General features: G+C 39.5%; 14 protein-coding genes. 4 read left to right on the top strand and 10 right to left on the bottom strand.

Features of this window, described 5'->3' with window-relative positions; translation table 11 throughout:
• Positions 1-120: 120 nt before the first annotated feature.
• The gene (locus QZ055_RS04915) at positions 121-774 is read right to left on the bottom strand and encodes a hypothetical protein (protein WP_238672597.1); all 654 of its coding nucleotides are present in this window, start codon (positions 772-774) and stop codon (positions 121-123) included.
• Positions 775-895: 121 nt separating this feature from the next.
• Here QZ055_RS04915 and QZ055_RS04910 point away from each other — a divergent pair, with 121 nt between their 5' ends.
• From QZ055_RS04910 to QZ055_RS04900, 3 genes are read left to right on the top strand one after another with little or no spacing between them, the layout of a single operon-like run.
• On the top strand, positions 896-1,537 hold the full coding sequence (locus QZ055_RS04910; RefSeq protein ID WP_119206242.1) for a hypothetical protein: 642 nt from the start codon (positions 896-898) through the stop codon (positions 1,535-1,537).
• Positions 1,538-1,546: 9 nt separating this feature from the next.
• Positions 1,547-2,161 carry a hypothetical protein gene (locus QZ055_RS04905; protein ID WP_156719407.1) on the top strand — a complete coding sequence of 205 codons (615 nt, stop codon included), beginning with the start codon at positions 1,547-1,549 and terminating at the stop codon, positions 2,159-2,161.
• Positions 2,162-2,174: 13 nt separating this feature from the next.
• Positions 2,175-2,819, top strand: a complete 645-nt coding sequence (locus tag QZ055_RS04900; protein ID WP_119206240.1) for a hypothetical protein — start codon at positions 2,175-2,177, stop codon at positions 2,817-2,819.
• Positions 2,820-2,881: 62 nt separating this feature from the next.
• On the opposite strand, the gene QZ055_RS04895 is transcribed toward QZ055_RS04900, so the two are convergent.
• From QZ055_RS04895 to QZ055_RS04885, 3 genes are all read right to left on the bottom strand, one after another.
• Positions 2,882-3,580 carry a DUF805 domain-containing protein gene (locus QZ055_RS04895; protein WP_295825023.1) on the bottom strand — a complete coding sequence of 233 codons (699 nt, stop codon included), beginning with the start codon at positions 3,578-3,580 and terminating at the stop codon, positions 2,882-2,884.
• 154 nt (positions 3,581-3,734) lie between these two features.
• On the bottom strand, positions 3,735-4,304 hold the full coding sequence (locus tag QZ055_RS04890) for a DUF805 domain-containing protein (RefSeq protein ID WP_295230844.1): 570 nt from the start codon (positions 4,302-4,304) through the stop codon (positions 3,735-3,737).
• Between the two features lies 1 nt (position 4,305).
• The gene (locus tag QZ055_RS04885; protein ID WP_295825021.1) at positions 4,306-5,229 is read right to left on the bottom strand and encodes a DUF805 domain-containing protein; all 924 of its coding nucleotides are present in this window, start codon (positions 5,227-5,229) and stop codon (positions 4,306-4,308) included.
• Between the two features lie 166 nt (positions 5,230-5,395).
• Between QZ055_RS04885 and QZ055_RS04880 the strand changes: the two genes are divergently transcribed.
• The gene (locus QZ055_RS04880) at positions 5,396-5,686 is read left to right on the top strand and encodes a hypothetical protein (protein WP_119206236.1); all 291 of its coding nucleotides are present in this window, start codon (positions 5,396-5,398) and stop codon (positions 5,684-5,686) included.
• 125 nt (positions 5,687-5,811) lie between these two features.
• Here QZ055_RS04880 and trpA read toward each other — a convergent pair whose 3' ends face one another.
• The 6 genes from trpA to QZ055_RS04850 form a co-directional block, all read right to left on the bottom strand.
• A complete protein-coding gene (trpA, locus tag QZ055_RS04875; RefSeq protein ID WP_295825018.1) occupies positions 5,812-6,603 on the bottom strand; it encodes a tryptophan synthase subunit alpha in 792 nt (263 codons plus the stop codon).
• A complete protein-coding gene (gene trpB, locus QZ055_RS04870; RefSeq protein ID WP_295825015.1) occupies positions 6,596-7,789 on the bottom strand; it encodes a tryptophan synthase subunit beta in 1,194 nt (397 codons plus the stop codon). The genes trpA and trpB overlap by 8 nt, the downstream gene beginning before the upstream one ends.
• Before the next feature lie 172 nt (positions 7,790-7,961).
• On the bottom strand, positions 7,962-9,461 hold the full coding sequence (gene trpCF / locus QZ055_RS04865; protein WP_295825013.1) for a bifunctional indole-3-glycerol-phosphate synthase TrpC/phosphoribosylanthranilate isomerase TrpF: 1,500 nt from the start codon (positions 9,459-9,461) through the stop codon (positions 7,962-7,964).
• A gap of 3 nt (positions 9,462-9,464) precedes the next feature.
• On the bottom strand, positions 9,465-10,475 hold the full coding sequence (gene trpD / locus QZ055_RS04860) for an anthranilate phosphoribosyltransferase (RefSeq protein ID WP_295825011.1): 1,011 nt from the start codon (positions 10,473-10,475) through the stop codon (positions 9,465-9,467).
• Positions 10,476-10,490: 15 nt separating this feature from the next.
• Positions 10,491-11,057 (bottom strand): aminodeoxychorismate/anthranilate synthase component II, encoded by a 567-nt coding sequence (locus tag QZ055_RS04855; protein WP_119206233.1) that lies wholly within the window; start codon positions 11,055-11,057, stop codon positions 10,491-10,493.
• Positions 11,057-12,396: anthranilate synthase component I family protein (locus QZ055_RS04850; RefSeq protein ID WP_295825009.1), on the bottom strand; the 1,340-nt coding region annotated here is incomplete at its 5' end. The genes QZ055_RS04855 and QZ055_RS04850, both read right to left, overlap by 1 nt.

The raw sequence follows: 12,396 nt of genomic DNA, 5'->3' as shown, positions 1-12,396 counted from the left end.
GTCTGAGACGTGCCGTCTTTTTCAACGCAATATTCATATAATAGATAATTATAGGGCTCCTAGACCTATATTGTCAAATAGATTCTACTAAGTTATGGTTATTTAATTAGAGTAATTAGACTAATTATAATCTCGCTCTAAATCAGGAAATCCAAAAGAAGCAAAATCATACCAAACTATTTTCCACATACCATCTGACAATTGTTTCATTTCTAGAGACAAACTTTTCAAGTTATTATCTTTTGTATCTAAACCAACAATTACAACGCTAATTTGTTCCGAGGACATCTTATATGTTTCTAAAGAAATTAGTTTAAATCTATCAACTTCACGTAACATAAGAATATGCTCAACAAATCTAGCATTTGGAGATTCCCCTTTCATTAGAGAATCTACATCACCACCTGTAAAAATAGTATGTATATCATTATTAAAACGGTCGTTAGCTAATAAATGCTCTAACTCAGCAAGATTTACCTTTCGATTTTTATAGGGAAATAAAATCTCTTTTTCCTTACCTTCGTTTATTAATTGTCTATAAAGAGCTAATTTTTTTTCATATCTCCTATTCGCCAAAGTATCAATATCAATTAATTTTTTTAATGTTTCTTCATCACCATTTTGAATCACATCGTAAATCAACTTTAGCGAATACTCTGGAGTACTCTTATACGTCATATTTTTATATACGCCGTATCCAACGCCTACTAAAGCACAAATTATCACTAAAATAATTAATATACTTTTAAACATACCAACCTGTTTAAACTTCATTAACATTTCATCATTTCTTTCAACCGCACATATTGCCTAGATTTATCTAATTAATGTACAATATATCATAAATAACATTTTATAGATAGTTTATATTTGTAGTGCGAAAGAGAGGAATACTATGAGAAAATTATCCCTTATGATTCTTAGTTTATGTATGTTACTACTATCTGGGTGTGCCACAATAGATTCAGATGTAAAAATTGATAGTGATGGTAGTGGCACTTGGAATGCTCAAATCAACTCACAAGCTGGCCCATTGCCAAAAGACTCTATTACAGAAATTATAAATGAATACAATATTCAAGACTATACCATCAAGGCTCTTGATGATCAAGGAAAAGAGATTACTGTAGATAATGGTGATGAAACACCTTATAATGTTTGGACTGTTAACTCAAAGTTCAACAACGTTGAAGAACTTAATAAAGTTAGAGATGCTATGACGTTAAGGAATAAAAACCAAGGGCCTTTACTTGCCTTGGAAAAAACAACTTCTGGTACTTATATTGTAGATTTAGGAACATCTCAAGGCAAAACAACAGTTACCGTATCTGGTGAAATTGATCCAGCAAGTGTTCAAACCGGAACACTAACAGATAAAAATACTGTTACCTTCACGCAAAACAGTCATATTCGTTTTATTTTTAAACCAAGCCACGGTTGGTTATTCTATATTGGCATCGGCGTAGCTATTGTTGCTGTCATTGGTGGTGGCTACATTTTCTACTTACGTCGTAAATATTATGGCGATGCAGCATAAGGAGAGCATATGAAACGTAACTTTATAATTACACTATTACTCACTTTTACGATGCTCTTCGTAACTGCATGTGGTAGTGATAATAATAACAAAAACAATAATGCTAACAGCAAATTTGAAGGCACTTGGATTGCTTATAATAAAACTAATGATAAAGATGATATTCAAGAATTAATCATTGAAAATATCGATGGCCAACTATTAGTATCTTTATATGATTACTCCTATTATCCTTTAATGGATTATTTTTCTAGTGGTCTTGAGGAAGCCGATGACACTAAAAATGGCGGGGATACAGCTCCTGCCAATGCAGACTATCTCTTAACAAAGTCTAGTGATTCTTTACACAACAAACTTACTGTTGCTATCGACAATAAATTAGATGTAGGTCCTAAACCAATTATTTATAACGAAAAAGATGGCACCTTAGTTTTCGACAAAGTAATCTTCAAAAAGCAATCTGATGATAATTCTGTTCAAGCATATTTACCAGACTTAAAAGAAGATATGAAAAAACTTGTTGTGGAAGAACGCAAAAAAGATACATTTGGTAGTTTTAAACCAAAGCCAACAATTCAATTTAATTTTTCCTTTAATGATTCTATTTTAGATACCGCAAAATAAGGAGATATGGCATATGAAATACATTCTTAAACTTAGCTTAATTATGGTTATGCTGTTATCTACTATTATCATTGTAGGCTGCGGCAAAAGTGAAAGCGAAAACAAGTATCTAGGAACTTGGGTTGGCTATGATGGCAACAATGTTATGTACCGTATAACATTCCAAGAAAATGGCAAAGAATATATGGTAACAGAAGATAAACTATTTTATAAATCAGAGAAAAACTACCCTAGTCCTCATGGAACTCTCTTCCCATCAATTGATGATAGTGTAAAGCAAGCCAATAATACGTATAACATCAACTTTATTCTTCAAAAAGACTCTCGGACAACAACAGCTAGAGAGATTACACCTCAAAATGAAAAAGATGATAAAGAAAAAGATAAGTATAAAAATCAACTCAGCTACGATGAAGGTCGTACAATCATTAGATATATTGAAAAAGACAATACATTATTAATTAATGGTATTCGTTATAAAAAAGAAACATCTCCAGATGTAACTAATGATATTTTAAAGCAAATGCAAAATGCTAAACGTATTGAGTTAGAAACAAAATTCCATAAATATGGTAATCGTGCTATCGGATCTAACCACAATCTAGTCATCATAGATAAAATCACCTTTGATGATAGTATATTAACTAGTAGTAAATAACACCAAAAGCTCCTACATTAAGTAGGAGCTTTCTTTTATAAAAAAATATATTATTTATGTGACTACATCACACTAGTTGTAAGTAATCGATCCACCAGGAACCACAGCACAAAGATTGCACATAGTAATCCTGCTGTAAGGCCTGTGGTAGGTGTAGCATCTATTAAACCAATTTCATGAGCCATTTGTTTTGTGAGAATAACGTGCCCTGTTGGTAATCCAAAACGGTTTGTATGGCTTTCACCAGGAAGAGCCATTAACACTAACAATATAATTGTACCAATGACAGGAACGAGTCCCACAAAGACAAGTCCGCCAGAACGGCCTTGATCGTGCAAGCGTCGTACTGCAACAGCCACGCTAGGGATGACCATAACGACGGACATAAGTACAAGAATGACTAGCCCGAAGCCAACGCCAACCACACTAGAGAGCGGACTGATATAGCTCAAGAATGCACAGGTGAATAGAATGGCTACAAATAGCAATTGATACACCAAAAAGAAATTCCAATATTCGCTACGGCTAGCACGCCCTTCAAAGTCAGCGTATTTATAAACAAAACATTGTTTAAAGTTTTCAATCATGCCTAGACTATATTTATCTAACGAAATGGGTGCTTTACGAATACGTCCACAGTTTGGACAGTATCGTTCACTTTTTAACACCTCGTGTCCACAATAGGGACAAGGTCTCATACTAAACTCCTTCCATTCACAGCAGGAAACAGTGAAGCTCATAAAGTCCTGTTGCTTTAACACATATAGTAACTTAGATATGTTTTGAAGTAATCATATCTATATTTTTGAATTCATCTTGATTTCATTTTACTACAAAGTGTTATATTGTCTATAAAGGAGTTGTTAAACTTTTATAAAATAAAATAATAATTATGCTATTAAACGTAGATTAATACTATATATAGCCATTAGCGTTAATACCATACCATAATATATCACCGATGGTATCTCCAAATACGATGGATTGAAGAATAAATATAGTAATGCCCATAATCCAGTCTTGTTTTCGGGACGGCGTTTCTTCGAGCCCCGTAGATTGGCTTATTGTAGCCGTAATAGGAGTATAGGCAGTTCTTTCTCCGTAGCTATTCTCACAGGTATCGCCACGTTTTAATTCGTAGGTTAAGAATATAAAGAACCCAATAATTGGAATAAAGGATATTAGCTGAGTCCAGCCGCTGCGGCCAATATCATGCATGCGTCGCGTTGTGATGGCGATATTAGGAAGCACGAAAAATAGCGTTACTAATAACGTGATCGTATCAATAATGGACTCAAAATTATAGAGTCCAACACCTTTACAAAGAATAGCTACGACTTCCAAGGTACCTTGAATCATCATCATTCCAGCCATGAATCGCCAGTATTCACTACGACTGGCACGCCCTTTAAAGTTAGCGTAGTTTTTGATGCCTAGCACAAAGGCATCGGTATAGTTTAAATCGTATACATTTACAGATGCCATACTAGTCCTCCTCAAACTCTTCAAAACCAACGATTTTCCAGCCGTTACCCACGTTATATAAACGTACTAACATAGATGGTTTTTTATCTACAAAGTCCACTCTATATCCGATATAATCCACCGTTACATCATCATCAACATCTTGAGACACATAATCCAATCGTATAGATTCTACAGCAGAACGTTGTTCCTTCGCCTTAGCTTGCTGCCAGAGATCAAAGGTACCATACCGTTCCATTTCACGACTGCTCAACTCACGATAGGCACTGTGATAGTCTCCGTTAACCAGCGCTTGGTAATACTCTTTTACAACTAGATAGCCTTCTGTTGTAGCAGAATCACTATTTAGTAAACGGTTTGCTTTTTTGGTAAAAGCCCCCTGCCCTAAATTACCAAAGGCTGTTTCTTCTACCATATAATTATGCCCCATCATAGAGGTCCCTACACTGCTAGCAATCCAACCTAAAACAAGGATAGCCACGATGAAGACACCCGAAACAGACCGATTTTTGCTTATGCTAGATTCTACAGATATCTGTTCATTAGTTACATTTACTTCTTGTGTTGAAGCCGACCGTTTACATAATAGGTAGAGCAAAACCAACCATCCAATAAAAGGAACAAAAATGAGAATCATCAATGTTGGATCATTATTAGAGTCGCGTAACCGTCTCGCTACCAGCATAATAGTGGGCAATACTAACACTACTGTTAATGCCATCAATACGCCGCCCCCTAAAGATATGGCATATAAAAATCCATAGGGTATGAATGTGGCAAGACCTGTTATAAAAGTAACTAGACCATATACAAAGGTCATAGCGCTTATGGTAAGCCAAAAGTCGGCTGTCGTTGTTCGTCCCTTATGATTCGCATAGTTTTCTACTAGCTCACGATAGAGGATTTCAAATACTCTCTGCTTCATAAATCTCCTACTATATTTAGATATGATACAAACTTAGATAATCCTATTATACTATGCTTTACCAAACCTTTTATTTCATTTTTTCTTCATTAAATTTATCTATACTAATAATATATTTTTTACAACTAAAATTCGTGCAATTAAGTTTGTATAGGAGATAATAATTATGAACGCTAAATTGACTAAAGTAGTAGCTATGGCCAGCTTGGCAGCATTCTTATCAGTTGGTATTGGTGCCAATGTGGCGCAAGCTAAAGATTACCGTTACAAGGTCGATGCCAATCCTTATATGGTGCAAAAAGATGATGGTACAGTAGATAGCAGTGCTCATCCATGGTTTAAACCAGAACAAAAGAAACATAAAAAACACAAATTATCTAAACGTGAACGACACGATAAAAATGCAACAGCAAAGCGTAGCTATGAGCATACGCGTGCTAACTCTACAAATGGCTAATTATTCCCCTTTCCTAACTGGTTATCCAGTCATATAACACATAACTAAACTAACTAACTGAAAAGGACGTTATACACATGTATAACGTCCTTTTTAGTATGCATTTTATTATGCGTTAGCTCTTATTATGCATCAGCTTTTAGCACAGCTTGTTTCATAGATTGTACGTAGTCAAACAACGCTTGGTCTGCATGTTCGCCATGTTCTGCCACGATTTTAACGATAGCAGAGCCTACGATAGCACCGTCAGATACGCGCGCCATTGCTTCTGCTTGTTCTGGCTTAGAAATACCAAAACCAACGGCTACAGGGATATCTGTATATTTGCGAATGGTTTCAACGATGGATTTAATATCCGTTTTTATTTCGCTACGCATACCTGTAACACCGAGGGAAGATACGCAGTACACAAAGCCTTCTGCGTCTTTTGCGATCATTTCAATGCGGTTTTCAGATGTTGGAGCGATCAAGGATACCACTTCAACACCGTGTTTATTAGCAACGCTAGCGAGTTCCCCTTTTTCTTCAAACGGCATGTCTGGCACGATAACGCCGGAGATACCAACCTCTTCGCAGAGGGTAAAGAATTTTTCACGACCGAACACATAGATTGGGTTCAAGTAAGTCATGAATACGAGTGGGATAGTCACTGCATTTTCGCCTGTACGCAAACGGCGCACCATATCGAAGATATCGTTGATTTTTACACCTGTAGAAAGTGCACGTGTACTCGCTTCTTGGATAACTGGGCCTTCCGCTGTTGGATCGGAGAATGGAATACCAATTTCTATCATGTCGGCGCCGGCTTTCACCATCACGCGAATATAACGTTCTGTATTTTCAATACCATGGTCACCAGCACTGATGAATGGGATGAATGCCTTGCCCTTTATGAAAGCGTCTTTAATTTTACTCATGAAGATCCACCCCTCTATATTTCGCCATAGCCGCTACGTCTTTGTCGCCACGACCAGATAAACAAATAATAATGATATCGTCCTTGCTCATAGTAGGCGCAATTTTACGCGCATGTGCCACTGCATGAGCACTTTCAATAGCTGGAATAATGCCCTCTAAACGAGACAAATATTCGAAAGCATCTACTGCTTCATCATCCGTTACAGGTACATATTCAGCGCGACCACTATCGTGCAAGTACGCATGTTCAGGACCGATACCAGGGTAATCAAGACCTGCGGAGATAGAATATACTGGAGCAATTTGGCCGTCTTCGTCTTGGCAGAAGTAAGATTTCATGCCATGGAAGATACCAACAGAACCTTTTGCAATTGTCGCTGCATGTTCCTCTGTATCGATACCGCGACCTGCTGCTTCACAACCGATGAGGCGAACGCCTTCATCAGGAATAAAGTGATAGAACATCCCCATCGCATTGGAACCGCCACCTACACAAGCCATAACAGCTGTTGGCAATTTACCTTCTGCTTCAAGGATTTGCTCACGCGCTTCACGGCTGATGATGGATTGGAAGTCACGAACGATCATAGGGAATGGATGAGCGCCCATAACAGAGCCCAACACATAGTGCGTATCAGACATGCGGTTTGTCCATTCGCGCAATGCTTCAGAAACAGCATCTTTTAACGTACTAGTACCACTTGTTACAGGATGCACCTTAGTGCCTAATAACTCCATGCGATATACATTAAGCGCTTGACGTTCACAGTCTTCAGCACCCATGTATACTTCACATTCCATGCCCATTAACGCAGCAATAGTAGCTGTTGCCACACCATGTTGACCTGCACCAGTTTCAGCAATAACACGAGTTTTACCCATCCGTTTTGCCAATAGCATTTGACCGATTACATTGTTCAATTTGTGAGACCCAGTATGGTTCAAATCTTCACGTTTTAAGTAGATTTTAGCGCCCCCAAGGTCCTTTGTCATGCGTTCTGCATAGTATAAAAGGGATGGACGACCTGTATATTTTTTATGTAAATCCTCAAGTTCGCGCACGAAATCAGGATCATCTTTGTACTTGTTGTATGCCTCTTCCAATTCGATGACTGCATTCATCAATGTTTCTGGCATAAATTGGCCACCGAAGGAGCCAAAATAACCATGTCTTTGTTCACTCATATAACTTACCTTTCCATATACCATTCCTTCTAGCACGCCTGTATAGCGTTACTACTGGCATCTATCTCAACAATCGATGAATTCCATCGGATGTGTCTAAAATATTATTATATCTTAGATTTATGTATTTTCTATGATTACTCGCCTATAATAGGCCTTATTCTTTCAACATTTAGTGAGCTATGGTTCTCACGATGTTTGTGAAAGCTTTAATCTTCTCATCGTCTTTCACGCCATTTGTTTCAATGCCGCTACTAATATCTATGCCATAAGGGCGAACTGTGCGGATAGCACGCGCCACGTTAGTACTGTCGATCCCACCTGCAAGCATAAACGGACGTTCAAACTCATCCAAGCAAGACCAGTCGAACACTTCACCCGTACCGCCACGCTCGTCCTTGTGGTACGCATCAAATAATAACATATCAGCACTGCTATCGATCCACTCTTCTGCATTTGCAGCACTTCGGATTTGAACAGCCTTCCAAACCTCTACGTCTGTTTTCTCTTTGAGAGCTTGGATGAAAGCTTCATCTTCATCGCCGTGCAATTGCACCGCATCAAGATTGACTTCTTTAACGATTATAACGAGATTATCTAACGTTTCATTGACGAAGACGCCTACCGTTTTAATAGCTTCAGAATTGGTGTTTTCTTCGCCAAATCCATTAGTATCTTGTGTTCCCTCAGCGTTCACTGGCACCGTATTTGTATCATAAGTTTTTGCATATTGTTTATGTAGTTCTTCCACTAATGTTTTAGCTTGATCTACAGTAACTTGTCGTTTACTTGGTGCAAATACAAGGCCCATGTAGTCTGGCTTTGCTTCTACTACAGCAGGGATTGTTTCCACCTTAGAGATGCCACACATCTTAACCTTCGGAGTGTAGTAAGTCGGGCCGTAGAGATATGCCAGTTTCTCAACCTTGTTAGGCGAACGCATAAAGGTTTCACCCATCAAGGCTACGCCGATGTTGTTATCGCGCAATACTTGGATATCCTTTGGCGTTTCTAGGCCACTTTCAGATACGAAGATCACATCGTCTTCAACAAGATTACGCAAGCGCACGCTATTTTGTACGTCTACAGTAAAGTCTTTCAAGTTGCGATTATTAACGCCAATAATGCGGGCACCGCAATCGATAGCCATTTGTACCTCATGCTCATCGTGAGCCTCTACTAAGGAGGACAAGCCAAGAGAGTCGGCTAACTCACGGAACTTCGTCAATGTAGGCACATCTAAGCACGCGCAAATCAAGAGGATAGCACTAGCGCCCCACACCTTCGCTTGGTAGATTTGGTATTCATCGATGATGAAGTCCTTGCGAAGGACAGGGATTTTTACAGTACTAGCAATTTCTTGCAAATATTTTTTGTCCCCTTTAAAGAAGTCTGGCTCAGTCAATACAGAGATGGCTGCTGCACCAGCTACTTCATATTCTTTGGCGATGTCTAAATATGGAAAATGTTCAGCAATAATACCCTTTGAAGGAGACGCCTTCTTTACTTCGCAAATGAAGTTAAAGTCTTGCTGGCGAAGGGCTGCTTCAAAAGGAAATCCTGTATCGGATGGTAACGCTAAGGCCGCTGCTTTCACAGCCTCAGGCGTTTCCACCTCTTTTTCTTGGGCCACTCGAACTTTGGTAGCCTCTACAATCTTATCTAAAATCAATGGTTATACCTCTTGGGTTGCTTTCACAAATTGTTCCATTGTGGCAAGCGCCTTGCCAGAGTCGATCATATTTTTCGCCTCTTCAATGCCTTCTGCTAATGTAATGCCATCTTTTGCAAGATAAATCGCCATACCAGCGTTAAGAAGAACGGCTGTGCGTTTACCACCTTGCTCACCACCGAGAACGCGGCGTGTAATCTCAGCATTTACAGTAGCGTCGCCACCTTCAAGCTCAGTTTTATCAGCATATTCGAAACCATATTCTTTAGGGTCGAATTCATAGCTTGTGAAAGTGCCATTATTAATTTCGCATACGTACGTTTTGTTGGTAGCTGTAATTTCATCAAGGCCGTCAAAGCCGTGTACCACTGCACCGCGTTTAACGCCAAGGTTAGCCAATACGCGAGCCAATGGTTCTACTAAAGATTTATCATACACGCCCATCAACTCTACAGTAGCACCTGCTGGGTTTGCCAAAGGCCCAAGAATATTAAATACTGTACGAACGCCTAACGCTTTACGTACAGGACCAGCATACTTCATAGCTTGGTGATACACAGGAGCAAACATGAAGCACATATTCGCTTTATTAAGGACTGCCTCATTTTGTTCACCATTAAGCTCTAATTTAGCACCTAATGCTTCGATTAAATCAGCAGCCCCACATTTACTAGATACACTGCGATTACCATGTTTTGCTACAGGAATACCTGCAGCGGAAATGATAAAGCCAGACGTAGTAGAAATGTTGAATGTATTTGCTTCGTCACCACCAGTACCTACGATTTCTACAACAGTGCCTACATGAGGTACAGAACCAGCCTTCTCGCGCATAACCTCAGCAAAAGCCGTAACTTCATCTACAGTAGGGCCCTTTGCTGCCAAAGCGCACAAGAAACCTGCCATAGGCACCTCGGCTACATCACCACTCATAATCTTGTTCATTGTATCTTTAGCAAGGTCATAGGATAAATCTTGACCATGTGTTACTGCATATAATGCGTCTTTAATCATTTTATAGCTCCTCGTTTATTTTTCTAAGAAATTGCGAATCATTTGTTCCCCGTTCGGTGTCATGATGGATTCCGGATGGAATTGCACGCCGTAAATTGGGTAGTCTTTGTGTTCTACGCTCATTACTTCGCCGTCGTCTGTAATGGATGTAACGATGAGTTCGCTTGGCATTGTTTCATCGATAATTGCCAAGGAGTGGTAGCGAGCGACTTCAAATTGTTCTGGTACGCCTTTAAGGATTTTGGATGGGTGTACTTGTTTGGCTACGCTTTGTTTGCCGTGCATAACTTGTTTTGCGTAGGAAACGGTGCCACCGAATACTTCGCCGATGGCTTGGTGACCAAGGCATACGCCGAGGATTGGGAATTCACCTTTGCATTCGCGCAATAGGTCTTCGTATACGCCTGCATCAGCTGGTCTGCCAGGTCCTGGTGAAAGTATCACATAGTCTGGTTTTAAAGCGCGGATTTCTTCAACTGTTAATTCATCACTGCGGATGACTTTAATGTCTGGATCGATAGAGCCTACTAATTGGTATAAATTGAAGGAGAAGCTATCGTAATTATCTATAAGGAGTACCATTATTCTACCTCCTGTGCATCTGTAATTGCGGAAATCATGGATTGGCCTTTGATCAAAGTTTCATTGTATTCACTAGCAGGTACGCTATCGCGAACGATACCAGCGCCAGCCCGAACATAGACCTTACCACCTTTGTTCATAGCCATGCGGATACCGATACATACGTCCATGTTACCGGAAAAATCGATGTAGCCTACAGCACCGCCGTATACGCCGCGAGGGCTTTTTTCAAGTTCGTGTAAAATCTCGATAGCACGGATTTTAGGGGCCCCAGATAATGTGCCTGCTGGCAATGTAGCACCGATGGCATCCAGTGCATCTTTGCCGTCTTGAATGTCACCGCTTACAGTAGATGTAATATGAATTACGTGAGAGAAACGTTGCAACATATGTAACGCTTCAACTTTTACAGAACCAAATTTGGAAATCTTACCTAAATCGTTACGACCAAGGTCAACAAGCATATTATGTTCAGCCAACTCTTTTTCGTCGTTGATAAGTTTTTCCTCTATGGCGAGGTCCTCTGCTTCGGTTTTACCACGGCGCATAGTACCTGCAATTGGGAAGGTGTACATCTTACCATCTGTCAATTTTACCAATGTTTCTGGAGAAGCACCTGTAAGTTCAACATTCCCACCAGATAGGTAGAACATGTATGGAGATGGGTTCAACGTACGCAATACGCGGTACGCATTTAACAAGCTGCCATCGAACTCAGCTTCGCGACGGTTAGATACAACACATTGGAAGATATCCCCTTCCTTGATGTAGTGCTGTGTCTTTTTAACAACTGCTTCAAACTCGTCCTTTGTAAACTCAGAGGTAAACTCTGTTTTAAGAACGCCTTTTGGCACATCCGCCTCTTTGCCATTTACAACAAGATCAGCTAATGCTTTCAACTCAAGCTCAGCCTTGTTATAGTTACGTTCTAAATCGTTTGTGCTGATGTTAGCAATCAAGTAGATTTTATTTTTGTAATGGTCAAAGGCAATTACTTTATCGAAGAGCATAAGGTCTACATCGTTGACCATAGCAGAGTCATCATCTGGTGTTGGGAAATCCAATGTTGGCTCGATGTAGCGAATATATTCACAAGCAAAGTACCCTACAAAACCACCTGTGAAGGTTGGCAACTCTTCTAAGCGAGGGCTTTTATATTGACTTAAAATATTGCGAATTTCTGCAGCTGGGTCAGAGCACTCAAAGGTACGTGTTGTACCATCTTTAATAGTCATTTTATGGTTCTTGCAGAATAGCTCGATCTTAGGATCATAGCCCAAGAAAGAGTAACGGCCCCAATGATTACTATTATCCGCACTTTCAAGCAAGTACGTATGAC

Origin of the sequence: uncultured Veillonella sp., assembly GCF_905209685.1 — a bacterium.
In the GTDB taxonomy this organism is placed as follows: Bacteria; Bacillota; Negativicutes; order Veillonellales; family Veillonellaceae; genus Veillonella.
This window is presented reverse-complemented; position numbering and strand designations above follow the sequence as displayed.

Coding starts and splice junctions, on each gene's coding strand:
- QZ055_RS04915 (WP_238672597.1), bottom strand. CDS start 774: ATGAAGTTTAAACAGGTTGGTATGTTTAAAAGTATATTAATTATTTTA.
- QZ055_RS04910 (WP_119206242.1), top strand. CDS start 896: ATGAGAAAATTATCCCTTATGATTCTTAGTTTATGTATGTTACTACTA.
- QZ055_RS04905 (WP_156719407.1), top strand. CDS start 1,547: ATGAAACGTAACTTTATAATTACACTATTACTCACTTTTACGATGCTC.
- QZ055_RS04900 (WP_119206240.1), top strand. CDS start 2,175: ATGAAATACATTCTTAAACTTAGCTTAATTATGGTTATGCTGTTATCT.
- QZ055_RS04890 (WP_295230844.1), bottom strand. CDS start 4,304: ATGGCATCTGTAAATGTATACGATTTAAACTATACCGATGCCTTTGTG.
- QZ055_RS04885 (WP_295825021.1), bottom strand. CDS start 5,229: ATGAAGCAGAGAGTATTTGAAATCCTCTATCGTGAGCTAGTAGAAAAC.
- QZ055_RS04880 (WP_119206236.1), top strand. CDS start 5,396: ATGAACGCTAAATTGACTAAAGTAGTAGCTATGGCCAGCTTGGCAGCA.
- trpA (WP_295825018.1), bottom strand. CDS start 6,603: ATGAGTAAAATTAAAGACGCTTTCATAAAGGGCAAGGCATTCATCCCA.
- trpB (WP_295825015.1), bottom strand. CDS start 7,789: ATGAGTGAACAAAGACATGGTTATTTTGGCTCCTTCGGTGGCCAATTT.
- trpD (WP_295825011.1), bottom strand. CDS start 10,475: ATGATTAAAGACGCATTATATGCAGTAACACATGGTCAAGATTTATCC.
- QZ055_RS04855 (WP_119206233.1), bottom strand. CDS start 11,057: ATGGTACTCCTTATAGATAATTACGATAGCTTCTCCTTCAATTTATAC.